The 24784-nt window shown below is 55.3% G+C and carries 20 protein-coding genes; 13 read left to right on the forward strand and 7 right to left on the reverse strand.

The genetic code is table 11. From position 1 onward, the window contains the following. Window positions 1-318: 318 nt before the first annotated feature. The 7 genes from GOV87_RS15385 (at window position 319) to GOV87_RS15415 (ending at window position 6368) form a co-directional block, all read left to right on the forward strand. Complete coding sequence (locus tag GOV87_RS15385; protein WP_171212380.1) at window positions 319-1623, forward strand: extracellular solute-binding protein; 1305 nt, start codon at window positions 319-321, stop codon at window positions 1621-1623. A gap of 73 nt (window positions 1624-1696) precedes the next feature. Then, window positions 1697-2578 (forward strand): ABC transporter permease subunit, encoded by an 882-nt coding sequence (locus tag GOV87_RS15390; RefSeq protein WP_171212381.1) that lies wholly within the window; start codon window positions 1697-1699, stop codon window positions 2576-2578. Between the two features lie 11 nt (window positions 2579-2589). Further along, a complete protein-coding gene (gene ugpE, locus GOV87_RS15395; RefSeq protein ID WP_171123341.1) occupies window positions 2590-3483 on the forward strand; it encodes a sn-glycerol-3-phosphate ABC transporter permease UgpE in 894 nt (297 codons plus the stop codon). Between the two features lie 11 nt (window positions 3484-3494). Further along, window positions 3495-4541 (forward strand): sn-glycerol-3-phosphate ABC transporter ATP-binding protein UgpC, encoded by a 1047-nt coding sequence (ugpC, locus tag GOV87_RS15400; protein WP_171212382.1) that lies wholly within the window; start codon window positions 3495-3497, stop codon window positions 4539-4541. Further along, on the forward strand, window positions 4538-5536 hold the full coding sequence (locus GOV87_RS15405) for an endonuclease/exonuclease/phosphatase family protein (protein ID WP_371813522.1): 999 nt from the start codon (window positions 4538-4540) through the stop codon (window positions 5534-5536). Before ugpC ends, GOV87_RS15405 begins: the two co-directional genes overlap by 4 nt. A 105-nt stretch (window positions 5537-5641) precedes the next feature. Continuing rightward, complete coding sequence (locus GOV87_RS15410; RefSeq protein WP_171123346.1) at window positions 5642-5887, forward strand: hypothetical protein; 246 nt, start codon at window positions 5642-5644, stop codon at window positions 5885-5887. 10 nt (window positions 5888-5897) lie between these two features. Continuing rightward, window positions 5898-6368, forward strand: a complete 471-nt coding sequence (locus tag GOV87_RS15415) for a hypothetical protein (protein WP_171212383.1) — start codon at window positions 5898-5900, stop codon at window positions 6366-6368. 2 nt (window positions 6369-6370) lie between these two features. On the opposite strand, the gene GOV87_RS15420 is transcribed toward GOV87_RS15415, so the two are convergent. The 3 genes from GOV87_RS15420 to GOV87_RS15430 are packed head-to-tail and all read right to left on the reverse strand — an operon-like array spanning window position 6371 to window position 11350. After that, complete coding sequence (locus GOV87_RS15420; RefSeq protein ID WP_171212384.1) at window positions 6371-7543, reverse strand: acetate/propionate family kinase; 1173 nt, start codon at window positions 7541-7543, stop codon at window positions 6371-6373. Then, entirely contained in the window at window positions 7536-8930 is a 1395-nt protein-coding gene (locus GOV87_RS15425; RefSeq protein WP_171212385.1) for a bifunctional enoyl-CoA hydratase/phosphate acetyltransferase, read from the reverse strand. The genes GOV87_RS15420 and GOV87_RS15425 overlap by 8 nt, the downstream gene beginning before the upstream one ends. Next, window positions 8927-11350, reverse strand: coding sequence for a DUF3141 domain-containing protein (locus tag GOV87_RS15430; protein WP_171212386.1), 2424 nt, complete (start codon window positions 11348-11350; stop codon window positions 8927-8929). The genes GOV87_RS15425 and GOV87_RS15430 overlap by 4 nt, the downstream gene beginning before the upstream one ends. A 517-nt stretch (window positions 11351-11867) precedes the next feature. Here GOV87_RS15430 and GOV87_RS15435 point away from each other — a divergent pair. The 4 genes from GOV87_RS15435 to GOV87_RS15450 all read left to right on the forward strand — a co-directional run bounded on the left by GOV87_RS15435 (window position 11868) and on the right by GOV87_RS15450 (window position 15454). Then, complete coding sequence (locus tag GOV87_RS15435; protein ID WP_371808189.1) at window positions 11868-12137, forward strand: potassium channel family protein; 270 nt, start codon at window positions 11868-11870, stop codon at window positions 12135-12137. A gap of 173 nt (window positions 12138-12310) precedes the next feature. Then, window positions 12311-13390, forward strand: a complete 1080-nt coding sequence (locus tag GOV87_RS15440) for an AI-2E family transporter (protein ID WP_171212387.1) — start codon at window positions 12311-12313, stop codon at window positions 13388-13390. Further along, the gene (locus GOV87_RS15445) at window positions 13387-14451 is read left to right on the forward strand and encodes an HlyD family secretion protein (RefSeq protein WP_171212388.1); all 1065 of its coding nucleotides are present in this window, start codon (window positions 13387-13389) and stop codon (window positions 14449-14451) included. The genes GOV87_RS15440 and GOV87_RS15445 overlap by 4 nt, the downstream gene beginning before the upstream one ends. Then, window positions 14441-15454 carry a DUF2955 domain-containing protein gene (locus tag GOV87_RS15450; RefSeq protein ID WP_171212389.1) on the forward strand — a complete coding sequence of 338 codons (1014 nt, stop codon included), beginning with the start codon at window positions 14441-14443 and terminating at the stop codon, window positions 15452-15454. Before GOV87_RS15445 ends, GOV87_RS15450 begins: the two co-directional genes overlap by 11 nt. 54 nt (window positions 15455-15508) lie before the next feature. Here GOV87_RS15450 and GOV87_RS15455 read toward each other — a convergent pair whose 3' ends face one another. Further along, complete coding sequence (locus GOV87_RS15455; protein ID WP_171212390.1) at window positions 15509-17560, reverse strand: beta-propeller fold lactonase family protein; 2052 nt, start codon at window positions 17558-17560, stop codon at window positions 15509-15511. A 47-nt stretch (window positions 17561-17607) separates the two neighbouring features. On the opposite strand from GOV87_RS15455, the gene GOV87_RS15460 reads away from it, so the two are divergent. Both GOV87_RS15460 and GOV87_RS15465 read left to right on the forward strand, forming a co-directional pair. Continuing rightward, a complete protein-coding gene (locus tag GOV87_RS15460) occupies window positions 17608-19188 on the forward strand; it encodes an ATP-binding cassette domain-containing protein (RefSeq protein WP_254447387.1) in 1581 nt (526 codons plus the stop codon). Next, window positions 19172-20482 carry an HlyD family type I secretion periplasmic adaptor subunit gene (locus GOV87_RS15465; RefSeq protein ID WP_171212392.1) on the forward strand — a complete coding sequence of 437 codons (1311 nt, stop codon included), beginning with the start codon at window positions 19172-19174 and terminating at the stop codon, window positions 20480-20482. The genes GOV87_RS15460 and GOV87_RS15465 overlap by 17 nt, the downstream gene beginning before the upstream one ends. A gap of 87 nt (window positions 20483-20569) precedes the next feature. On the opposite strand, the gene GOV87_RS15470 is transcribed toward GOV87_RS15465, so the two are convergent. The 3 genes from GOV87_RS15470 to GOV87_RS15480 form a co-directional block, all read right to left on the reverse strand. Then, a complete protein-coding gene (locus GOV87_RS15470; RefSeq protein ID WP_171212393.1) occupies window positions 20570-21271 on the reverse strand; it encodes a response regulator transcription factor in 702 nt (233 codons plus the stop codon). Beyond that, complete coding sequence (locus GOV87_RS15475) at window positions 21271-23136, reverse strand: PAS-domain containing protein (RefSeq protein ID WP_371813525.1); 1866 nt, start codon at window positions 23134-23136, stop codon at window positions 21271-21273. The genes GOV87_RS15470 and GOV87_RS15475 overlap by 1 nt, the downstream gene beginning before the upstream one ends. Window positions 23137-23247: 111 nt before the next feature. Continuing rightward, window positions 23248-24780, reverse strand: coding sequence for a sulfatase-like hydrolase/transferase (locus GOV87_RS15480; RefSeq protein ID WP_171212395.1), 1533 nt, complete (start codon window positions 24778-24780; stop codon window positions 23248-23250). Window positions 24781-24784 lie beyond the last annotated feature (4 nt).

The raw sequence follows: 24784 nt of genomic DNA on the forward strand, positions 1-24784 counted from the left end.
AAGTCGCGTTCGCTTATTGATTGGCGCCGACGTCCCGACCTTCGTTGAAACAACGGCTTAGCGTTGGTTTTCGGCCGCGATGCGCGTGCAACTGACACTTTGAAGTCGGCATTCCCTTTGGGGAAATATGTCAAAATTGCTTTAAAAAACATTCACCTGACTGTCACACGACCCACGTACCTAACGCTGAGTACGCATACCGTGTACAGCGTTCGGGGCTTCCCTGATAGCGCTGCCATTCTATTACCCCAAGGGGCAAATGCCTCTGAATTTGGCGAGCCTTTTTGTCAAAGGCCGCTGCTGAACCGGAGTTAATACATGACCAATCTGAAGCTCTGCGCAACCGCTGCTGCCATAGCCTTTAGCGCGACTGCGACTTTTGCAGAAACCGAGATCACCTGGTGGCACGCCATGGGTGGTCAGCTTGGTGAAACAGTCAACAAGATCGCCGAAGATTTCAATGCCTCGCAAAACAGCTACAAGATCACTCCGGTCTATAAAGGCAGCTACGAAGAAACCCTGACCGCAGGTATTGCCGCCTTCCGCGCGGGCGAACAGCCCAACGTCATGCAGGTGTTCGACGCAGGCGCCGCCACCGTGATCGGGGCCAAGGGCGCGACCATTCCGGTTCAGGATCTGCTGGCAGACAATGGCGTTGAATTCGACATTAACGATTACATCGCCGGTGTGCGGTACTTCTATGCCGACAGCGACGGCAAAATGATCGGGATGCCCTTCAACTCGTCCACGCCGATCCTGTATTACAACATGGACGCGTTGGAGGCAGCAGGCGTCACCCCGCCGAAAACCTGGGAAGAGTTCCAGTCGACCACCGCACCCGCACTGAAAGACGCAGGCTATATCGCGCTCAGTCAGTCGCACCTGCCCTGGATCTTCACCGAAAACTTCATGTCGCGCCACAACCTGCCGTTTGCCACCAACAACAACGGCTATGACGGCACTGACACGCAGATTCTGGTGAACAACGACGCGATCAAAGCGCATTTCACCTCCGTGACCGAATGGAAAGACGACGGACTGTTCGAATGGTACGGTACCGGCTGGGGCGACAATGCCAAACCGTTCGAAGAAGGCAAAGTTGCCATGTGGCTGGGTTCGTCCGGCTCGTTCGGCGGCCTGCTGCAAAAAGACCTGCCGTTCGAATTCAGCGCGACCGAGCTGCCCTATTGGGAAGCCGTCACCACTGAGCCCACCCAAACCTTTATCGGTGGTGCCGCCCTGTTCGCCATGTCGGGTAAATCCGACGCGGAAAACAAGGCCACGGCTGAATTCTTCCGCTTTCTGACCGCGCCCGAGACCCAGTATTTCTGGCATCAGGAAACCGGCTATGTGCCAATCACCGAAGCCGCTTATGACGTCGCCAAGAAAGACGGCCACTATGACCGTTTTCCGGCTGCCGAAGTTGGTGTGAACCAGTTGCAGGCCAAAGCGGGCGACAACACCAAGGGCTACCGCATGGGCTTTTACGTCCAGATCCGCGACATCATGAACCGCGAATATGGCCGTGTCCTGACCGGTGAAACCGACGTCGAAACCGCGTTCAAGACTATCGAAGCCGAAGCCAACGCGCTGCTGGCCCGCTTCGCCAAGACCCAAGGTTAACGCCCTGGATCACCCCCAAGGATGGCCGCGCTGTCATGGCGCGGCCATCCCCTGTTCAAGACGGAATCCTTCTATGAAACGCGCGGGCTTTGACACGATCTGGCTTCCTGTGGCGCTGCTGTTGCCGCAGTTGATGATCATCGCCATCTTTTTCTACTGGCCTGCGGGCTGGGCGCTGCAATCCTCATTCTTTTTGCAAGACCCGTTTGGGTTCGGTTCGACCTTCGTGGGGGCTGAGAACTATACGTCGCTGCTGGGCAATGATCAGTACAAACGCGTTGCCGGGTTCACGATCCTTTACTCGGTGCTGGTGACTTTTTTCTCGCTGGCTATCGCGCTGCTGCTGGCGGTCAAGGCCGACAAGGTGATCAAGGGGGCCAAGACCTATCGCACGCTGCTGATGTGGGTCTATGCCATTGCGCCGCCCGTGGCCGGGTTTCTGGGCATTCTGTTCTTTGACCAAAGCACCGGGCCGCTGACCAAATTCTTTCAGATGTTCGGCTGGGATTTCAAACTAGGCGTGGATTACAACGCGACCGCAACAGCCATGGTTATCGTGGCCGTGTGGAAGCAGATCCCCGTCAATTTCATCTTTTTCCTGTCCGGCCTGCAATCCATCCCAAGGTCCGTGCGCGAGGCAGCGATGATCGACAACCGATCCGCCACCGGCCGGTTCTGGCAGGTCACCTTCCCGCTGCTGGCCCCAACCGCGTTTTTCCTGCTGATCATCAACATCACCTACGCACTGTTCGACACGTTCGGCATCATTGACGCACTGATGAAGGGCGAGCCGGGCAACAATCCGATGACGTTGGTTTACAAGGTCTACCTGGACGGCTTTCGAGGCAACGACTTAGGCGGATCATCGGCGCAATCAGTCATCCTTATGGCGCTGGTCCTGTTGCTGACCGTGTTTCAGTTCCGGCTGGTGGAACGCCGGATTCACTACACTTGAGGGCTTTGGACATGGCTGAGACAACACTCGACACCCCCGCTGAGACCCATCGCCCCCGTCGCATCAAATGGGAAGCGATTGGAGACCACATCATTCTGATCCTGGGCGCGCTGCTGATGATGCTGCCGCCGCTGCTTGCGTTGACTACGGCCAGCCATGACGCAGTGACAATCCACCGCGAAGGGCTGCAACTGACACTGGGCGACGATCTGGGTAAGAACTTTCGCGCCGCCATGTTCGAAAGGGGCGGCTTTACCCAAACGGTCGACGGGATGCTGATGCTGATGAACTCGTTCATCCTTGGCATCGGCTTTGCCGTGGGTAAGATCGTGATTTCGATGATGGCGGCGTACGCCATCGTCTATTTCCGCCTGCGCTTTGCCACGCTGGCCTTCTGGGTAATCTTCACCACCCTGCTGCTGCCGCTTGAGGTGCGCATCCTGCCCTCTTACGAAGCAATCCAGAAACTGGGCCTGACCAACACCTATACCGGTCTGATCGTGCCGCTGATCGCCTCGGCCACAGGCACGTTCTTTTTCCGGCAGTTCTTCATGTCCGTGCCCGAGGAATTGGCCGAAGCCGCCCGGATCGACGGCGCAGGTCCGTGGAAATTCTTCGTCGATATCCTCATCCCACTGAGCAAAACGATGATCGCGGCGATCTTCATCATCATGTTTGTCTTTGGTTGGAACCAGTACCTGTGGCCGACGCTGATCACCACAGACGAAAGCTTTTTCACGCTGGTCCGCGGCATCAAGCAGATCGTGTTGTCGTACACCGACAGTCAAATCCCCGAACACGGGCAGGCATTGGCGCTGGCCATCGTGGCGATGATCCCTCCGGTGTTGGTGGTGGTCTTTTTCCAGAACTGGTTCGTCAAGGGCCTCACAGAATCCGATAAATAAGGAATACGCGCATGGCTCAGGTTACATTAGAGGGCATCCGCAAAGTCTATCCCAATGGCTTCCAGGCCGTTCAGACCACCAGTTTCACCATTCAGGACGGCGAATTTGTTGTGCTGGTCGGCCCGTCGGGTTGCGGCAAGTCCACACTGCTGCGGATGATCGCGGGGTTGGAGGACATCACCGAAGGGGTGCTGAAAATCGGCGACCGCGTGGTCAATGACGTGGACCCAGCGGATCGGGACATCGCGATGGTGTTCCAGAACTATGCGCTCTACCCGCATATGACGGTGCGCAAGAATATCGGCTACGGCCTCAAGAACCGGGGCACTCCGACGGCCGAAATCGACGCCCAGGTCGAAGACGCGGCAAAGATGCTGAACCTGTCCGAGTATCTGGACCGCAAGCCAGCGCAGCTTTCGGGTGGTCAGCGCCAGCGCGTTGCCATGGGCCGCGCAGTGGTGCGCGATCCAGCGCTGTTTCTGTTTGATGAGCCGCTGTCGAACTTGGATGCCAAGCTGCGCAACCAGATGCGGATCGAAATCAAAGCTTTGCAACGCCGCCTTAGAACCACCGCCGTCTACGTGACCCATGATCAGGTCGAGGCGATGACGATGGCCGATCGTATCATCGTCCTGAACGAAGGTCGGATCGAGCAGATTGGCACCCCGTCGGAAATTTATCACAACCCGGCCTCGACCTTTGTGGCCTCGTTCATGGGGGCACCGCCAATGAACCTGATCGAAGCTGAAGTTGATCAGCAAAGTGTTCGGATCAATGGCTTCGGCAACCAGATACAAGCACCCCAGTCCTTTGACGGACCTGTGACACTGGGCATTCGCCCTGAAGACGTTGAAATGGATGAACAGGGTCAGGTCGTATTCCATGTCGATATCCTTGAAGAACTGGGCGCGCATCGGCTGCTACATGGGCGGCTCGCAAATCAGCCCTTCTCGGTCATGCTAGGCAAGGATGACGCGGCGCAGGTTGGTGAAACCAAGATCAACCTAAAGCCCGAGGCCCTGCGCCTGTTCGACAGGGAAACGGGGCTGAGGCTGTGATCACTCAAACGCTAGTGACCCTTCCGGCTGTATCCGAAACCCAGCGGAGCGCAATCCTGTCGGCCCCACGCACTGCCGACGCGCATCGCAGGATATTGGCCAATATAGAAGCGATGAATGCCGTTCAGGTCGGAGGAAAGGCTCAATCCGCTCACCTGCCCAGTGAATTCACCGTGGCCGCCTGGAATGTAGAACGATGTCTTTTCCCTGAAGAGACGGCTGCGCATCTCGGGAAAGTCGCCCCAGATATCGTTCTGCTGTCCGAAGTTGATCACGGAATGGCCCGAACTGCACAGCGACACACAACCGAAGCGATGGCCGACGCCCTTGGAATGGCTTACGCTTTTGGCGTTGAGTTTCACGAACTTGATTTGGGCGGCCCGACCGAGCGCAAGTTCTGCACGGATGACTTCAACTCTTTGGGCTGGCACGGGAATGCGATCCTGTCTTCGGTTCCGTTTGAACGCACCATCCTGGTCCGGCTGGACGATCACGGCCATTGGTTTGCGGCAGATGCCGGGGCGAGCGATCCTGACCAGCCACGCATCGGGGGCCGCAACGCCATAGCCGCTATTGTACCGGGGGCCAGCGGACCGGTCTGCGTCGTCTCCACTCATCTGGAAAGCAACGCAAACGCCATTCACCGACATCAACAATTCGAACGGCTGCTACAGGTGATTGACGATTTCGCGCCGAATCTACCGGTCATAGTTGGCGGGGACCTGAACACCGGCAATCACCTGCCCCCGGACTTTGACTGGCGGCGAGAAACCTTATTCGAACTGGCCGAGGCCCACGGTTATTCTTGGTCTTTCACGGCGCAAGGCAATACGACCCGCCCCAGCCTGATCACGCCCCACCCCGACCGGGTTATGAAGCTGGACTGGTTGGCGGGCCGGGGTCTCGAATGCCATGGCACTGGTATTCTGCCTTCGATTGCTGACGGCGGAACGCCCCTGTCCGACCACGACTGCGTTTGGTGCCGGGCTGGCTGATCCCGCTTTTCCTGCAGCGATCTGTCTTACCGTCCGATAAGCCCCTTTTGCCAAAACGGAAAAACCGACTAACATGCGGTACAACGCGGTAGAGGGACCTGAACGATGGTAACAAAAGCAGAGCTGGAAGCCGAAGTTGCCGAACTTCGCCGCCAACTTGCCCAACAAACCAAGGCCGAGAAGGCCGATCCAAAGGAAGACCATTCCGACAATCTGATCGACACGATCGAAAACTGGTCAGACCAGATGGACGACGTTCTGACCGAACTTGGGGAGTTGCCGCACAAAAAGCCGATCCTGTTTGCGCTAGGCGTTTTCGCGCTTGGCTATCTGGTCGGCCGTTCCCGGTAGGAGCCCGCACATGAGCCGCATATCCCGCAATCTTTCAATCATCCTGCGTGCCGAAAGGCTGATTGCTCAAAGACAAGTCGCAGTAGCGGCCAAACGCACCGGTATTTATGGCGCTGCGGGGCTGGCTATTGGCCTAGCGGTCGTAATGCTGAACGTCGCAGGCTTTTTCTGGCTGTCTGAGTCTGTGTCAAACGCGGTCGCGGCACTGATCATGGCCGGCGTCGATCTGGTGGTGGCTCTGTTATTGGCACTGTTCGCCAACTCCATGTCATCACAAACCGACATCTCTGCTGTGGTTGAGCTTCGGGACCTGGCGCTGCAAGACATTGAGACCGAGATCAAGGACAACTTGGCCGAGGCACGCGACGCCGTTACAGGTTTCCGGCGCGACCCGCTTGGGGCCGTGACCCCCGAGATTGTCAGCGCCCTGTTGGGCGCTTTGATCAAACTCTCCAAATCTCGAAAAAAGTCTGGCGATTAACCTTATTGCATCAGTTTGACCGCGGCGCGAGCGATTACCATTTCTTCGTTGGTTGGAATCGACAGGATACGAACACGGCTAAAGTCTGTCGACAGAACCGTGCCGCCATCCGCGTTTCGCGCGTGGTCCATTTCGATTCCGATCCAGCGCATTCCGTCGCACACCATCTGCCGGATCGGGGCCGAATTCTCGCCAACGCCACCCGTAAAGATCAGCGCGTCAATACCTTCCAACGCGGCGGACAGCGCTCCCAGTTCCCGGCGGATGCGGAACACGTAATAGTCGATGGCCTTGCGGGCATCCGGCGTATCAGCAGCCAAAAGCGTACGCATATCAGACGAAACACCAGACAGGCCGAGAAGACCGGACTTGCGATAAAGAACTTCGGCGATTTCATCTGCCGACATTCCATCCTGCTGCATCATGTACAACACCACACCAGGATCGAGTTGGCCGCTGCGCGTCCCCATCGGCAGACCGTCCAACGCCGAGAATCCCATCGTCGAGGCAACCGCGCGCCCACCCGAGACCGCACACATGGATGCACCATTCCCCAGATGCGCAATCACCACGCGGCCATCGTACAGACCCGGTGCGATCTCTTTCAGTTTCCCAGAGATATAGTCGTAGCTCAGCCCGTGGAATCCGTACCGACGGACCCCTTTTTCATAGTAACTTTGCGGTAAGGCAAATGTATCGTTGACCCAAGGGTGCGTTCGGTGAAAGGCCGTATCAAAACACGCCACCTGAATGGTATCCGGGAATGCAGCGCTGGCGGCCCGGATACCAGCCAGAGAATAGGGTTGATGCAAAGGGGCGAAAGGAACAAACCCCGTCAATGTATCTATAACCTTTTCATCAATAAGAACCGGTTCAGAATAGACGGTGCCACCGTGGACAACACGATGGCCGATTGCTTTTACGTGGATATCCGGAAGATATTCCCGCGCCATTTCCAGAAAAGCGTGGATAGCTTCATCGTGGCTCTGGGTATTCGACAGCGGGCGGTTGATCGACCGACCTCCGGCAGACTGAGCCAGCAATCTAGGGGCATCCCCCAAACGCTCGATCTGACCTCGCCATCGCATGCTGGGGCGGTTTTCTTCGATGACCTCGTACAACGCGAATTTCAGTGACGAAGACCCGGCGTTCAGCGCCAATACATGATCAGCCATAGAGCTTACCTTTGTTTGCATAAGCATGCAGCGCTGAAACCGCACAGGACGCCAAGCGCGAGGCATCATCATCAGACCGCGAAGTCAAGATGATCGGGGCGCCCGCCCCCACCACGATACCCGCAGCCTCGGCATGAGAAATAAAGGTTAGCTGTTTCGCAACCATATTGCCCGCCTCGATATTCGGGGCGACCAGAATATCTGCTGATCCGGCGACCTCGGACGTGATGCCCTTGGTGCGGGCAGCCTTCAGATCAACCGCGTTGTCCATCGCAAGTGGGCCATCGACCAACCCGCCGGTAATCTGTCCGCGTTCAGCCATTTTAGACAGCAGCGCCGCATCCACAGATGAGGGCATATGCGGGTTTACGGTTTCAACGGCTGACAAAACACCGACCTTCGGCGTTTCGATCCCAATGGATTGTGCCAGATGAATTGCGTTCTGAACGATGTCGGCTTTGGTTTCGAGGTCCGGCGCGATATTCACCGCCGCGTCCGTCACCATGATAGGTCTTGGCATCCCCGGGACGTCCATCACAAAGACATGAGACAAACGCCGACCAGTTCGCAATCCGTTTTCCCGGCGCAAGACGGCATGCAACAACTCATCCGTATGCAGATACCCCTTCATCAGGGTCTGTGCTTTCCCTTCAACCACCAAGTCCACCGCGCGATGTGCGGCAAGCCCGTGACCCCGAGCCTCGACGATCTCGAAACCGGAGATATCCGCACCTATCTCTGCTGCTGCGGCCTTGATCTTGTCAGGATCCCCAACAAGGATCGGCGTGATGATGCTGTTGGCATGACCCAGCAGCGCACCACTCAGCGAATTGCCATCCTCGGGCGCAACCACTGCCGTTGGCATAGGGTCTAAAGGTCTTGCCTTTTCAAGCAGCGCGTCGAAATGACGATGGTGCTGGACGACAAGGCCCGGAACTTCGATCGAGTCGAACTCCATGTGCTGGGCCGGGGGCGTGACCTGAACTGTACCGCTCAGGACCAAGGCGTTATCTCCGACGCGGCGCACTTCGGCGCCGCAGATCAGATCGCCATCATCGCGCTTTTCGGCAACCGAAACAAACGCCGTTAATTCGTCACCGGCAAGAACGGGAATGTGGAAGGACAGGTCCGCCCGACGGGTTTGAGTCCCCGCCCCCGGCAACACGTTACCCAGCACAGCGGCAACCAGACCAGCGGGCCACAAAGCCGGTGCCACCGCCTCGGGCTGCCCATCGCCGTCACCGTCATAGGCCGCCAAGTGCAGGGGATTGTGGTCACCCGATGCGGAGGCAAACGCATAGAGGTCATCAACCGTGCAAAGACGCGTCAGTTGGGCTTCGTCACCTACATTCAATTGGGCAAATGTTTGGTTCTCGTAGATTTTCATTTTGAGCGGGCTTTTCTATTGGCTGGGGACGGCGCAGGCAGCGTCTTAGAGTTGTTCGCAGACGCCAGTGCTGTTTCATCCTGAGGCTTTGGCAGGTCAAGAATGTCACACAATTCATCAACCATCTCGAACAGTTCAGGAGTGGGCCGCTGCACTTCTCCGGCGATCCGCCGGATGAGATCGACCGCCTGCATACGGTCTTTCTTTAAGGGAAGCAAATCAGGCAACGTGTTTATCGCTTCTTGCTTATCAAAGGTCACTATAAGCGACTGTTCATGCAGCAGGCGATGACGTTGATCAACCGTAAGCCCTTTGAATGGTTCATCATGTTTGAAGACTTGGGCCCACCGGTCCAGAATTTCAGCCCGAAAGCTTTGATTGCTGTCGACCAGAAGGATCAGCATCCGAACAACAGCTTCAGCCAGTGACCCCTGTTTTATGTGCGCAAGTGCCGCTTCGACCTCGGGCAATGACTTCAGACATTCAGGATTCACCAATGTTCTGTGCGCGGCGTTCTTCCGACCGAACCACGCTGCCAAAGGCCCGCTCCAAAGGGAAAAGAATGTCAGCTCGTACCACGCATCGCGAACGTCGCGGCCATAATCCATCACCTGCTCTATCCAGTCCGCCGTAATCTTCTCGAGTTCCAAAAATGGATTTTCCGGCGCGGCGGGTTTGCGGTGTTCCCGCGCCATGTCCGCCCAGAATTTTATTCCCAATGTGGCAGGTTGGGCCGAAGACAATGCAGCGCGTTGCACGCGCAGGGGGTGTAAGTCACGAAGCGCCTTTGCCGAAGCGGGCGTCGACAAGGATCGTACGATCGGACGGCCAAATGTCTCGTATAAATTGGCCTGAGTTTCTGACATATGGGCAACGGCGGCAAAGCTCATTTCATCCTGCTGGCCATCATCCAGAACGGCGAGATCTGCCAATGTACGCTCGTGAAAACGAACTTCGAATTCCTTGTCGGTGCCTTCACCCTCGATGTTTTCGATCTGCATTTCGTATAGGCCGGGTGCCATTGACTCGACGGTTTCCAGCGTAGAGGTAAGCTCTCGATGTTCTTTCCGTGCCACTTTTGACGAAACAAAGATGCCCAGATGACCCACCTCGTCGTGCAGCATATAGACGATGCGCTGCCCACGGACGCGGATTTCCTCTTCGTCGGAATAAGTCTCAGAAATCCAGTTCAGGCCTTGCTGCGGTGGTGTGATGTTGTCACCCTGACTAGCAAACACAAAGATCGGCCCTTTGATGGCCTTGATATCGACCGGGACACCGGGTTCGAGCTGAGCCGTGTTCTTGACCAAACGGTTACCGACGAAAAGCTGTTCGACGATCCAATGGATTTCGGCCTCATTCAGGATGAAATATCCGCCCCACCAGCGTTCGAAATCTATAAAGCGCTGTCGACCCCCGTCAGGATCCCTGTAGAGATCGAAGTATTTGCCAAAGTAGTTTCGGCTGGGATTTAGCTGCTCAAAGTTCATAACCAGATTGGCGCCGTCAAATTGACCTGCCCCCAAGTCCGACCAGAACATCGGCTGCCACGTCCCACCCAGAACCCCGGCATTATAGCGCATCGGGTTTTCCCCAACCGCCCCAGCCCAAGGCGCAACAGGCGCGCCGTTCAGAACCAACGGACCGTTTAAATCGGGATTGCACGCAGCCATTAGCAACGTCGCCCACCCGCCCTGACAATTTCCGGTGACAACAGGGTGCGGGCTGTTTGGATGGCGTGCACGCACGGTTCGAACAAACCCTGCCTCGGCATGCATGACATCCGCCAGAGTCTGACCGGGAACAGGATCGCGCCCAAAGCTGACGAAATAGACCGGGTGGCCCTTGGCCAGAGCAACACCAACCTGACTGTCATGCTTGAAGCCGCCGATGCCGCCGCCATGACCCGCGCGTGGGTCGATGATGATATATGGGCGCTTGTTATCTTCAACGGTAACACCCTCAGGCGGAAGGACGCGCAACAACTGATAGTTGCAGGGCCGTTTCAGGTGCCTACCGTCGGTGATTACCTCGTAATCATAGATAAGAACGGGCGGGCAGCCTGCAGCTTCGTGCTCGAGGAAGACATCTCCGCGTTCGCGCAAGGCATCCATGGTCAGGGCAACCCGTTGGCCTGCGTCTTTCAGGTATTCCCCCCAGTCTTTGACAATTGATCGGGATGCCACAAGCCGTTCGGAACATTCTGCCATTTTCTGAACCAACTGACGGGTCCGGTCCGTGTGGTCCTGCACGATCCTGCTGGACTGCAGCGCCATTGATTTTGACAGCAAGTTCCACTGAACTCTGGACTGTTCCAACGCGTTAGCTACGGCCCCGACAGTCCGTTCATTCACGGCAACCGCGTCCCTGGCCATATCAGAGCCAAACTGCAGGGATTTCGAATGAGCATTCGTAATCATGTGAATATCCTCTTTCAGACGGTGCTGAATCTGCCGACGGCAGAGCATGAACCAAGACATCCCTAGCCAGGTGAAACCCCTCGACAGATGTAACGACATCTCGCTGGTGCAAACCTTTCTTTGCGGCAAGAGCAACGATAGGACGAGTGTTTCCAACTGCCCCAGATTGTTGGCTGATCGTTAGCAATACCGGCAACCAGCGATTTCGCGCCTTCCAAACGGAACACGGTCGATTCTCTCGCATCTTTCTGCGGTGCAGCATAGCCTGTTTTGTTGTTTACCACAAACTTTCCACGGCGATATGAAACTTTGACGAAATCGCGCGCCCTTGTTGGGTGATCGGGAAAGGAGATTGGGCCTAGGCAATAAAGAAACCGGCGAAACAGCAGCAAATAGGGACTTTTTGAAATATTCAAAAATCTGATTACTATGCCGGCACAAAACACATAACGAGGGCACAATGAACTCACTTACCAGAATAACTCGGGGAATTGGCGTCGCATTCAAAGATGGCAGAGTGAAGGGTATATTGGCCTTCACGGTTGGCATGATCCTTTGGGCTTCGGTTTTTTATCACTTCGTCGAAGGCTGGAGCTGGCTTGATTCCATCTACTTTTCGGTCGTGACCATCTCGACCGTTGGGTTTGGGGATTTTTCGCCGGAAACAGCCGCAGGAAAAATATTCACGATGGCGTATATCATCGTCGGCTTGGGTGTCTTCGTTACCGCAGCGACCACAGTGGCAGACACAATTCTTTCACAGGACGACGACGAAAAAGACGGGTAGACAGCCGGAATCCTCTTCATTGAATTCAACGCAATCTCAGCCCGGGCGCCACTCGCGACCCGAATTTTTGATTTTTCAATCAAGCCGATACAGCACCTCCAGAACTAAAAAAGTGTACATATCCAGTTTTTTGAGGCTAATATCCAGATAAAAAAATATTTGGGAGGGATGGAATGGAAAAGACTCAAGACGCCAAGATCGTCGATCTGGCAATCCGCCTGCTGTTCTTAGGACTGTTTCTATATAGCGCACTGATAATGGTAGCCCCGCTTGCAAGCGTTGTGATCTGGGCGGCAATTCTATGCGTTGCGCTCTATCCTGTTTTTGACTGGCTCCAAGGCAAATTGGGCGGAAGAAAGTCGCTAGCGGCTACAATCTTGGTTCTGTTGGGTCTGTTGTTGACCCTGGGGCCTGTCGCCACCGCCGTTTCAGGGGCGGCTGAACTTGGCTCCGACTTCGCTGAACAAGCAGACCGCGGAGAACTTAAAATTCCACCTGCTCCCGAAGGCATCAAGGAATTGCCCTTGATCGGAAACAAGCTTGGCGAAGTCTGGACCATGTTTGAGCGAAACCTGGATGGCGCACTTGCCAAATACGGTGCTCAAATCCTTGAAGTCACAAAGTCCCTGTTTGGAAAGGTTCTGGGTATCGGCATTGGCCTTCTGGGACTTGCACTTTCAGTCATCATCATGGGGGCGCTATTCAAGCCGGGGCCGCAAATGGTTGAGGGGCTTCAACGGTTCGCCAACCGTGTCTTTGCCCCACGTGGTGGCGAGTTTGTCACCCTGGCGGGGGCAACGATCCGAAATGTAACCAAAGGAGTTATCGGAGTCGCCGCGATTCAGGCGATTGTTGTGTGGGTACTTTTGGCTGTCTTCGGGATTTCTTCGGCGGCAACTCTGGCCTTCGTGAGCCTTATCCTGTCGATCATTCAGATCGGCCCGGGCCTGGTTCTACTGCCCGTGATCATTTACGCTTGGAGTTCCATGTCAGGCGGCGCTGCATTGATCTTCACGATTCTCGCCATTCCGGTCAGTATCATGGACAGTTTCCTTCGCCCGGTCTTTATCTCGAAGGGGTTGGAAACCCCGATGCTGGTTATTTTGATCGGCGTTCTGGGTGGCATGATGGCTTATGGCTTGATCGGAATTTTCATGGGGCCCGTCCTGTTTGCGGTTTTCTATGAACTGTTCAAGGTCTGGATAGATGCGTCGCCAGAAACCTCGGATTCGACCGAAGGTGCGGCGGAATGAGGAAAACGATTTGGACAACGATTGCGGTTATTCTTCTGTTTCTGGTCTGGTATCTGGTCGCTGATCGCCAAACTCCGTTTACCGGCAATGCCAGGGTCAAGGCCGTTGCAACCCAGATTGTTCCTCAGGTCACCGGAACGGTGACCGAGGTTCTGGTGGAAAACGGACAGGTCGTTTCAGCCGGGGACGTTCTGGTACGCATTGATCGCAGGCCGTATGAAATCGAACGGGCCAAGGCCGAAGCCGATCTGGAAGCGGCCACTCAGGAAGTGGGCGCATCGTCGGCTGAAGTCAGCGCGGCACAGGCAAAATTGGCGCGGGCCCAGAGCGACCTTGATACGATGCGCATTCAGACAGAGCGCGTCTTTGCCTTGGAAAAAAAAGGGCTGATTGCTGTCTCGCGCGCCGACGATGCGCGCGGCCAATTGGCCGAGTCCGAAGCCAATCTGGAAAATGCCAAGGCTGATCTGGAAAAAGCCAAGCAACGTCTTGGGGATGAAGGGCTGGAGAACCCTAAAATTCAACGTGCACTTGCTGCTTTGGCCGATGCAGAGCTGAATCTGGAATGGACAGAATTGCGCGCACCTGCAACGGGCGTGATTTCGAACTTGCTTATTGCCCCCGGGACATATGCCCGCTCGGGTCAGGATCTTTTGACGTTCCTTGATGCAACCGATGTCTGGATCGAAGCTTATTTCACCGAAAACAACCTTGGCCGCGCCGTTGTCGGTTCTCCTGTCGAGGTTGTTCTGGACATGCATCCCGGTCAGATCGTGTCAGGCAAGGTCGAAAGCTTTAGCGCGGCTGTTTCCCTAAGCGGCGCTGATGAACCCGGCCAGCTTGCTAGCCCACCCAGTACCAAGGGATTCCTGCGCGAACCCGAACGGTTCCCGGTTCGGATCGTGTTGCCGGGCTATGAGGCCGGAAACGCCGAAGATGACCTTCGGTTCCAGCTCAATGGGCAAGCGGATGTGATCATGTACCTCAGCGACAATGCGCCTCTGAACTTGGTGGGTCGTACTTATATCCGCTTGGTTTCGATCCTGTCTTATGCGTATTGAAGACAAACACGCAGTACTCCGTCTGGCGCTTGGGGTAACGGGCGTTTTCGCCCTAGGTTTGTTTCTTGGATGGCCGCTGGCGGTTGTCGGCGCGGTGTTCACAGCTCTGTTCCTGCAAGCACCCGCAGCTTTGCCATTGGCCGCGTTTGGGAAGCTCTTCGTGTTTTCCATTGGACTGATGTTCATCTCGTTTTTACTGTCGTCAGTCTTTGCGCCTTATCCGGTTGTTTTCTTGGTCTTAATGGCGATCGGAATCATACTGTCCTTTACGTGGTCTGTTTCCGGGGCCGGGGTATTGCCGGGTGTCATCGCGCTAATGGGAGCGTTGATGATCCCAAATCTTGTTCTTCAGTCGCAGGATCTGGCTCTGGTATTGGTGTTTTGGATTCCCATGAACCTGTTTTTTGCGGGATTCGTATCCACCCTGATGTTCGTACTTATCCCAGCCGCCCCACCCGCCGAGGCGCAAAAGAAAGCTGTTGCTGATCAGGATTTTGATCCAAACCGGCGCATTTTTAGAATGTCTCTGGTGACAGTGCCGTTTGCGATTGCTTTCTTCCTTTACGGAGCGTCGGCGCTGCTTGTTCTGTTCTTTGTCGCGCTTCTCAGCCAACAGCTAGCAGCGATGCCTGCGGCCGGGAAAACCGTTGCCAAGGCGATGCTGACCGCGAACCTGCTGGGCGCGGCAGTTTCCATCATTTGCTATGAGATCAACGTTATCGCGCCCGTCATTCTGACACCTGTACTGCTGTGCTTTTTCTTTTGCATTGTTCTCGGGGCTCTTGGAAAATCGCAAACTCCGCTGGCTGCGGCAGCAGGATCGGCGATCACAACTGCCTTGATCGTCTACGGTGGATCAGTCGCCCCATTTTCGGATGAAGCGGATGTCAAAAGCATCACGCGCGTTCTGCAGGTCGCAAGTGCCGCATTCTTCGTTATCACAGCGTATGTGGTAGTGGATGAATTCTGGCCCGAACGAAAACAGCGCAACGCGCTTGGTTAGAACGGCTGCACGAAGTCGGGACAGCATTTTGACTTGCCTTAGCGTTACGACTGTTCAAACAGGCTCCAGATTACCAAGCAAGATAGATGTCATATCCGTCACGAAACCGCCGCCATCAATCATGACACCCACGCCTGTCTCGTAGTCGACATTCGATCTGGTAATACCCGAAAGGTCCGCGTCATCATCCAGAAACACCCATTGAGGCTTGTGCTGGGACGTTTGACCAACGGCTGTTTGCAAAATGGCCAGGGCATCTAGCGCATTGACTGTTCCATCCCGGGTTATGTCGGCAGCAATGATGTTTTCCGGTGCTGGAGCTCCCCATGTCGGGTTCAACCCGACGGACATTCGCAAGACCTGCAATGCGTCCAACGCATTAATATCTGAACTCGCCGTGGAATAGGTCTTTACGATATCCAGGTCGCCCGAGAACACTCCAGGCGGCAAACCCAAATCAAACCGTCCATCCTCATCCGTGCGCACACTGACCGTGCCGCCGCCATCCAGAGAAAACCTGACTTCAGCCTGTCCCAATGCGGGGTTTTCGGTTTGGGAATTAATGGTGACGGACCCCAGAACACCGTCCGAGCTTCCGGGGTCTAGACCGCCGAAATCTCCGAAATCGACTGGTATGTGGTCAGGCCCGCCAAAGCCCGCACCAAAGACTTGATCCGCTGTCAATCCGCCCCCCGACGCAGAGATCAACTCGACCTTTTCGTTAAGGTAACCGATCCTGGCGCCATGATGCGTAGAAGTGAACGTCAGTTGCCCCGGAGTTCGAAGAAGTGGGAAATCGTACATATCAAGACGATCAAGACCAGCTTGAAAATCGGTAATTGTCGTGGGATCGCTTCCGAATTGCATGACAAAGATATCCGCACCTGACCCGCCGGTCATGGTCGTCGATCCGGTGCCCGCTATCAGAATGTCGTCTCCCGCGCCCCCCAACAATTCTGTGTCCAGAATGCCGCCGCTCAGCTTGTCCGCCCCGGCTGTGCCATGGACGGTTCCAAACCCTTTGCGCACCGCACCCAAATCCGGCAGATCAACGGACAGTTGTGTTAACCCAGCATCCTGTTGCGAAGAGACAAGCACCTGCAACTCATCCCCGACATGCGCAAGACTCAACGCTTCGACATTTTGCAGACCGCTTTCTACCGTATCCGCAAAGCTGTCCAGATAGACAAATTGCCCGTTCGGAATCAGGGTGAATAACGAGACCCCGTCATCCCCACCCCCTGCCACGACAAACACGTGCCCATCTACATTGACAACGGAAATGTCCTGAACAGTTTCGAACCGCGTGTGCCGGGAATCCAAGACATGGTCTGTAGGGCCTAGGCGTCCATCGCTGGTCAGCTTCATCACACTCAGCGAGTTGCTCTCCGACCCAGCCACGATCACCCAGGACTGGTTATAGGCCTGAACGACCTCGATCTTAGTCGGTACTGCAATTCCCAGTGTCGCCAAGACCTCGCTATTGTCGACTGCACTGAGACCACCGGTCGTGTCATCCACGCTAAATGTCTTTACGGAACTTGAGGTTGAATCGGACGCGACGACAACGTGGTTTGCCCCAATCGTGACCGTCTGCATCGAATCTGCGGCGGCTGAGACCATTTGAACAAGTTGCAAATCCCCTTGCGCATCAACTGAGTACGTCGCGACTTGCCCAATGTCTTTCTGTGCCAAAACCAAGACGTCGCCAAAAGACGTCGGCACCTGCGCGACTGCAGACAGGTTGCCACCGCCAACAATGCCACTGCTTTCATGTAACTGTCCCAGCGTTCCATTCGGGTTCATCGCATAACCAACCAGACCGGATGCGTATCTGACGCTCAGGATCAATTGATCCTCTCCGGCCAAGGAAACAGGGAACCCCATACGCCCCGCGGTCGTAACCAAAGCTCCGCTGAAATAAACAGTGTCTGTCAGTTGCGGAATAATGCCCTCCGACAGCTTCCAGACAGCAACACCGCCGCCGGAACCGGTAACGCTGTACAGGTACGTGTCACCGTTAAATGTTTTTAAAGCCGTATCGCCGATACCTGAATCGAGCGCTGCGCTCCCCGTTGCAACCACTCTTTCGAACTGAAGCATCATACCAAATCACCCTGTGCCACTACTGGCGCCAACACCAGGATGACCTGATGCCCCGCCCCAAACCAAAGCGGGATTGTGGTGAAAACGCGGAGTTCGGTTTCAGTTTGCTTGGCTTTGACTTTTGTCTGAAAATTTTAAGAGCCGGATTTATTGATAGGGCCGGAAAAAAGGCCGATCTTCTCATAGGGCGGCGCGTCTTCGATCAGTTGCTGAACATTCGCATGAAGTCCCGCACTGGTTCTTCAGGCGCCATGGCAAATACCGTCAGAGAATTCGAAACACTGCGAGAGTTCTTTACGTCCGCCACTCTTGTTGCCGTCGTCGATCTGCCATTTATCGTCTTGTTTATCTTCGTCATCCACGCGATTGGCGGCCCACTTGCCATTATTCCAGCTCTGGCGGTCCCCGTTGTGCTGGCTACTGGACTGGTGGTACAACCGTTGCTGGCGCGGCTGGCCAAAAAAAGTTTTGCCGACGGGCAATCAAAGCAATCGGTTCTGATCGAAACGGTTTCCGGGCTCGAAACCATCAAAACGACGGCCGCAGCAAGACAGATGCGATCACGATGGGACGCTGCCATGGACAGGCAATCCACCCATGGGATGCGCAGTCGAACGATTACGCAATTCGCTTTGAACTTAACGGGTTTCACACAACAAGCCGCTCAAGTGTTGATCGTCTTTTATGGCGTTTTCCTAATTACCGACGGTCAAACCAGCATGGGCGCGTTAGTTGCATGTGTGATGTTGACGGGGCGGGCGCTTGCGCCACTTGGCCAACTCGCTCAGACTTTGACCCGCGCAAACCAGGCGAGAAGTGCGTATCGCAGTCTGAAGACTTTGATGGATGCGGAAAGCGAACGCCCCATGGGGCATGGTTGGATCAGCCGTCCCGATATCCAAGGTCGCATTTCGTTTAAGGGTGTAAGATTTTCGTATTCTGATCAACTGGATGAGACACTGTCAGGCATTTCATTTGATGTCCAACCCGGAGAAAAGGTTGCCATTCTCGGCCCAATAGGGTCCGGAAAAAGCACGATCGCGCGCCTGATGCTAGGGCTTTATCAACCTAGCTCTGGCTCGGTATCATTAGACGGCGTGGACATCCGTCAGATTGACCCTGGCGATCTCAGAAGGAACATAGGGTCTGTTCTACAAGACATCTGGCTGTTTTCTGGATCAATACGCGACAACATAGCTGCTGGCGCAAACAGGGCTCGTGATCAGGAAATAGTCGAGGCCGGGCGGATCGCGGGAGTAGACGATTTTGCCGCCCGAACTGCTGCGGGCTACGACATGCAACTTTCCGAACGCGGTGAAGGATTGTCTGGTGGTCAACGGCAGGCCATAGCCCTTGCGCGCGCGTTGATTGGGCGACCACCGGTTCTTCTGTTCGACGAACCGACAAGCGCCATGGACGTAAAGACAGAGTCCGAAGTCATTGAACGCCTGAAACAAGAAACGGCGGATACGACCATGGTGATCGTCACGCATCGCACCAGTCTTCTCGCTCTTGTTGATCGCGTGATTGTAATCGAAAACGGACGGATTTCAGCCGATGGCCCCAAAAGCATCCTGACCCAACACCTGCGTCCAACCGGAAGGAAACTGAATGCCGCGGCATCCTGACCTCGCAACACTGGCCATGGAAATGCGCGGACGGGCACCTTTGCGTAGTTCAATGTTGCTGTTGCTCATCGTGGCGTGTCTCGTCACAGCGGGGCTGTGGGCGTACCTGACAGAACTGGATGACGTGACTAGGGTAGATGGGCGGATCGTGCCTTCGGGTGACGTCCAGAGAATTGAGGCGACGGAGACAGGTGTTCTCAGGTCACTGCACGTTCTGGAAGGCCAAGTGGTAGAAAAAGACACCCTATTGATGGAGTTTGACACCACACAGATTGACAGCGAACTCAAACAGGAACAGCAGCGTGCCTTTGGTCTGATTGCACGCGCTCACAGGTTGCAAGTTGAAATCGACGGGGGAGATCTGGTCTTTGCCACGAACCTGATCGAGGGCGCGCCGGACGTGGTTAAATCTGAGACAGCTCTCTATCACGGTCGCCAAACCGAACTTCGTTCCGAAATTGCCATTCTTGAACGGCAGCGATTGCAGCGACAGCGGGAATTCGAAGAGGGCCTTGTCGATCAAGTCACCGCAGAAGAAACGCTCAGGGTATTGGCCGAAGAACGTGCCATCATGACACCGTTGGTGAAAAGGAAAATGGAGCCAGCGACTACTCTGTTGACCCTTAGGCGCAGCGAGGCGGAATGGTCGGGCAGAAAAACCCGTGCGGAGGCTGTAACAAATCGGTTGCAGACCGGTCTTGAAGAAATCGACGATCGAATTCGCGCAACGCGAATTCGGTTCCGCAGCGCCGCTTTGACAGACCTTGCGGTCACCACGGCAGAACTTGCGGCTTTGAAACCCGTCATTCCAGCCCTTGAAGACCGTGCAGACCGCGCGCAGATAAAATCTCCTGTTCGAGGAATCGTGAACCGAGTGCACCGCACGACAATTGGCGGCCTAGCGCGCGGTGGGGAAGAGCTTATTGAAATTGTTCCATTGGACGACACGCTTCTTGTTGAAGCTTATGTACCCCCAAAAGACATTGCATTTCTATACGCCGGGCAACCCGTAAAGGTTAAGATTACCGCTTATGATTTCGCTCGATACGGCGCTTTGGACGGAAACATAACCAGGATCGGCGCCAGCACTATTTCCCGGTCTGAACGGGATGACGAAGAAGTCTTCGTTGTTGAAATTAAAACGCGGCAGTCGTTTTTGGATGCAAACGGAGTGTCGATTGAGATCATTCCCGGTATGATTGCAGAAGTTGACATCCTTTTAGGGAAAAAGACCGTTTGGGAATATATTGTTCAGCCCGTGATCAAGATCAGGGATCAGGCTCTGCGCGAGTGAGCAATCCCAAACCAGGCCGATTTTACGGTGACATACGCAGCAAGACGATTGGTCTTTCTGCAAGTTTCAAGACCATCGCCCGCCGCGCTACAGCCAATCCACATCCCCAAGGAATATGTAGCCGGCACCATAGATTGTCTTGATCAGGCGAGGGTTTTTTGGGTCTTCACCCAACTTTGTACGCAAACGGGAAATTCTGACATCCATCGCCCTGTCAAAACTTTCACCCGCCGCTCCGCCTAACGCTTCTTGCATTTGGGCGCGGCTTATCAGCCTTTTTGGGCTTTCCAGAAACAGCCGCAAAACCTCACCCTCGGCGTGACTGAACGGTGTCTCTTGCCCGGCCTTATTCTCAAGGATGTAGCGGTCGAAATAAGCCGTCCATCCGTTAAACCGTGCTGCGTCCGACTGTGTGACTTGGGACCGTGGCGACCGCAGCCTTGCCCGGACGCGTGCAACGACTTCTGCCGGATCAAAGGGCTTGGTGATATAGTCATCCGCGCCAAGCTCCAGCCCTGTTACCCGGTCCTGCACTTGCGCACGGCCGGAAATGATAATCACCGCCGCACCCTGTTCCAGCGCAAGCCTGTGAACCAACGCAAGGCCATCGGTATCGGGCAAGGACAAATCCACAAGACAGACATCCGGCGTGACACGCTTCAGCGATGCCTCAAATTCGCGGGCCCGTGAAAAACTTTGTGTCTTGAATCCCGCATCTTCGAGCGCATCAGTTAAAATCCGGCGGATTTCAGGTTCGTCATCGACGATGGTTACCAAAGGTTGAGTCATCACGCAGCCTCCGCGCGGATCAGGGCGGACAATTGAGCCCTCGTAAAGGGTTTACGCAGAACCGGCGCAAGCGTCAGCGCCTTTCGATGCAAGGGGTCGGAGTAAGGTAAGGACGTCATCAGGATACATGGCAACTTGGCCTTTAACCGATCCAGAAAATCCAACCCGGTGCCTTCCCCTTCAAGACGGATATCAGAAAGCACCAGCACGATATCCTCGATATCTGACGCAAGCGCCAGGGCTTCATCCACCGATGTCGCCTCGATCACCGAAAAACCAAGATCAACCAGCATGTCACGGAACTGACTGCGCAGGTCGTCACTGTCTTCGACCAAAAGAACCATACCTTCCTGAACAGGTGGCGCCGGTCGATAGGGCAATCGCAAAACAACCGAAGCCCCCGACGGAGTATTGCGCAAGTTCAGATCACCACCGGCCAGTTTCACCGTGTCATACACCATCGGCAAACCCAGGCCTGACCCTTCGCTGCCCTTGGTGGTAAAAAACGGGTTCAATGCTTTCTTCAAGGCATCGGCAGAGAACCCCGGACCAGTGTCCGACACTGTGACTTCGACCCAAATCGAACCCACTGTATGGGCGCTGATCGTAATCTGACCCGTTTCGCCACACGCATCTCTAGCATTGAGAACAAGATTCAGTAGCGCATCCTGCAGCATTCCGGGATCCAGCATCAAAGCTTCGTCCGGAAGAGTGTTTACCACCGACAAACCGACCCCTCGCGGCAAAGAAGGTGACGCCAGAATGCGCAGGTCTTCCAGCAAACCACGCATATCGGTCGCCTTTGGCTGAGGTGTCCGGCTACCCGTCATATCGGCGATACGGTTGAGCAGTTGCCCACCCCGCCGGGCAGTCTGTTGTGTCGCTGCCACCAATTCGCGCGCAGGTTCCGGCAGATCCATCTTGTCCAACCGGGATTGCATTCCAAGGATGATTGTCAACAGGTTGGAAAAGTCATGCGCCAGCCCGCTTGTCATTTGTGCGGCCATGGCCCGTCTGCGTGTCTGCTGCAGAGCAACCCGCGCCTGTGTCTCTTCGGTAATGTCGACTGACATGACATAGACGCCGCCCACACTGTCTGGCGTAAAGGACACGCGGATACGTCTGGATCCCTGATCTTCGGTGAATTCAAAAACCGAGGTTTCACCCTCATAGGCTTTTTTCAGGTGCGGCTGGACACGCGCGTAAGAGGCCGCGCCCAATGCCCGTTCGATATGCATTCCCAAAATCTCGGATGGGCGTCCGGGCATGACGGAATTAAGCCGTCGGTTGGAATAATCGTACCGCCCCTCGGCATCCAAATGCGCGATATGAGCTGGCATCATCTCGGTCGTCATGCGCGTGCGGGCTTCGATCTCGGTCAACTGACGCTTGGCCTCTTCCAAAGCTGCGTTTGTCGCCGCCAGTTTTCGATTGGTTGCGGACAGCTCTTCGGCGCGGTCCAGAAGCTGACTGGACAGCTCAACCGATCGGGCACGCAGCAATGCCTCAGCCTGTTTAGTATTGGTTATGTCTGTATAAACGGCCACCCAGCCGCCATTTGGCAATGGGGCGCCTTCAACGGAAATAACCTGACCGTTAGAACGTACCCGCTCCAGGTAATGCGGCTCGAATGTCAGGGCCTGAGCGACGCGCGTTTCGACAATTTCCACGACACTGGCGTCATCTCCATACTCGCCGTTTTTAGCAAGGTATTGGATTGTATCGCGAAACAGCGAACCGGGTTCGACAAGGTGATCAGGCAGGTTAAACATGGCCTGGAACGGGCGATTGCTGACAACCAGCCGTAACTGATTGTCATAAATAGACAAACCCTGCCCAATCAGGTTAAGGCCCGCGGTTGTCATAGTCTTGATCTGTTCTTCAGTAATGTTCAAATCCGCCCTCCGCACCCCTCATGCGTAACACCGGAATTATCGCAGGTGTAGGGGGGTTCGGCGTGACAGGTTGGGTGAACTTCAAAACCGGTCTTTCGACATAGGCCCATCTGGCGTGATCGAGTGAAGGGACAAAGTATGGTCCATATTTCGCATCCGATGGCGCAACATAAGGCGCGTCAGGCGTGCAAGTTCAGTCCCGTATTCTGGCTTTTCAGCGACGTTCTCCATCTCTCCCTGAGCAGCGTGATCAAACAGCATGGGCGCCACGTCCGCGGCGAATTCAACCAGTGTAAACCGGGCGTCGCGCAGTATTCCAAGGCATGAGTCGCTGTGGCCGGTTCCCAGTTCTCTCTGCCAGATGGTTGGTCTTTCTGGTTGGGAAAAATCCAATTCGCTGAACGTATAGCTGCGCCAATCATCCGGGACCTGCCCGTGCAGGACCGGCATAAGGGATCGCCCGTCCATCGAGTTTGGGATCGTTTGTCCAACCCATTCCAGAATGGTTGGGGTGATATCTATGGACTCGGTTGGTTCTGATACAACCGCGCCTGCCCGAGCCTGATTTCCAGGTAAGCGGATCATCAGAGGCGTGTGGTAGGCCGCATCATAGACAGTCATTTTGCCCCAACTATGTCGGTCCCCCAGCATCTCACCGTGATCGGCAGTGATGACTACCAAAGTGTCGTCGTACTGGCCGCTGTCCTTGAGAAACCGGAGAACACGACCCACGTGATGATCCACCTCGGTAGCCAGCCCCAGGTACACGGCTCTTAGCGTCTGGATGTTCTCGGGTGTCGGGTCAACCTGGTCAAAACCCAAAACAAAATCGGCAGGCGTCTGTTTGGCCATCGTCGGCCCAAAGAAAGGATGCAAAGCCCGCTCGCTGTCTGCGTCGGCAAAGCCAACAGGCCGGGGCAAAGCCGTCGGATCATACATGTCGTTATAAGGCGCGGGGGCCACCAGCGGCGGATGTGGTCGGATATAGGTCAAGTGTGCGAACCAACCCTCACCTACGCGCGACGCCATGCTGTTCAGGAATACGTCTGTCAGGAATGCAGTATCGCTGTCTTGGGCCGCGTACATGGCTGGGTCATTAAGGCGGGCTTTGCTTGCGTCTGGGGCTACGGGTTTATGGACGTCCCAGTAATCGTCGAATTCATATCCCTTTTGCAAAAGATGGGATCGCCAAGGGTAAGATTCCTCCAACCGCATTTCGACAACTTCTTCGAACCCGGACATCGGGTTTTCATAGGATCGCAAGATCGGGTCATTGGGGTCGTGAACCCTTGGGTCTGCCGTAGTGTCGGTATAGCCGAACAGCAACGGCACGTACCCAGCCTTTCGCACCTCGGTGGCAATGTTTGATGTGTCATGCCGCAAAGGCGTTCCATTGCGCACTGAACGATGGTTCATCGCGTATTGGCCTGTCAAAATCGACGCTCTGGACGGTCCGCACGGATTCGTCACGGAATAATGGCGGTCAAATGTAACGGCATCCGTCATGAACTCCCGCAGGTTCGGCAAGTCGACATGCGCGGCCAACGCTCCGTTCAGACAATCGGCCCGCAATTGATCTATGATGATGAACAGGACATTTCCCGCGCGCCGCATTCCA

Origin of the sequence: Ruegeria sp. HKCCA5426, from assembly GCF_013034585.1 — a bacterium.
GTDB lineage: Bacteria > Pseudomonadota > Alphaproteobacteria > Rhodobacterales > Rhodobacteraceae > Ruegeria.

Excerpts from the sequence above, each read along its gene's own strand:
- GOV87_RS15445 (WP_171212388.1), top strand. The coding sequence starts at position 13,387 with ATGAGGAAAACGATTTGGACAACGATTGCGGTTATTCTTCTGTTTCTG.
- GOV87_RS15470 (WP_171212393.1), bottom strand. The coding sequence starts at position 21,271 with ATGACTCAACCTTTGGTAACCATCGTCGATGACGAACCTGAAATCCGC.
- GOV87_RS15385 (WP_171212380.1), top strand. The coding sequence starts at position 319 with ATGACCAATCTGAAGCTCTGCGCAACCGCTGCTGCCATAGCCTTTAGC.
- GOV87_RS15455 (WP_171212390.1), bottom strand. The coding sequence starts at position 17,560 with ATGATGCTTCAGTTCGAAAGAGTGGTTGCAACGGGGAGCGCAGCGCTC.
- GOV87_RS15425 (WP_171212385.1), bottom strand. The coding sequence starts at position 8,930 with ATGAAAATCTACGAGAACCAAACATTTGCCCAATTGAATGTAGGTGAC.
- ugpE (WP_171123341.1), top strand. The coding sequence starts at position 2,590 with ATGGCTGAGACAACACTCGACACCCCCGCTGAGACCCATCGCCCCCGT.
- ugpC (WP_171212382.1), top strand. The coding sequence starts at position 3,495 with ATGGCTCAGGTTACATTAGAGGGCATCCGCAAAGTCTATCCCAATGGC.
- GOV87_RS15460 (WP_254447387.1), top strand. The coding sequence starts at position 17,608 with ATGCCCCGCCCCAAACCAAAGCGGGATTGTGGTGAAAACGCGGAGTTC.
- GOV87_RS15450 (WP_171212389.1), top strand. The coding sequence starts at position 14,441 with ATGCGTATTGAAGACAAACACGCAGTACTCCGTCTGGCGCTTGGGGTA.
- GOV87_RS15415 (WP_171212383.1), top strand. The coding sequence starts at position 5,898 with ATGAGCCGCATATCCCGCAATCTTTCAATCATCCTGCGTGCCGAAAGG.
- GOV87_RS15420 (WP_171212384.1), bottom strand. The coding sequence starts at position 7,543 with ATGGCTGATCATGTATTGGCGCTGAACGCCGGGTCTTCGTCACTGAAA.
- GOV87_RS15480 (WP_171212395.1), bottom strand. The coding sequence starts at position 24,780 with ATGCGGCGCGCGGGAAATGTCCTGTTCATCATCATAGATCAATTGCGG.
- GOV87_RS15440 (WP_171212387.1), top strand. The coding sequence starts at position 12,311 with ATGGAAAAGACTCAAGACGCCAAGATCGTCGATCTGGCAATCCGCCTG.
- GOV87_RS15465 (WP_171212392.1), top strand. The coding sequence starts at position 19,172 with ATGCCGCGGCATCCTGACCTCGCAACACTGGCCATGGAAATGCGCGGA.
- GOV87_RS15475 (WP_371813525.1), bottom strand. The coding sequence starts at position 23,136 with ATGACAACCGCGGGCCTTAACCTGATTGGGCAGGGTTTGTCTATTTAT.
- GOV87_RS15410 (WP_171123346.1), top strand. The coding sequence starts at position 5,642 with ATGGTAACAAAAGCAGAGCTGGAAGCCGAAGTTGCCGAACTTCGCCGC.
- GOV87_RS15390 (WP_171212381.1), top strand. The coding sequence starts at position 1,697 with ATGAAACGCGCGGGCTTTGACACGATCTGGCTTCCTGTGGCGCTGCTG.
- GOV87_RS15430 (WP_171212386.1), bottom strand. The coding sequence starts at position 11,350 with ATGATTACGAATGCTCATTCGAAATCCCTGCAGTTTGGCTCTGATATG.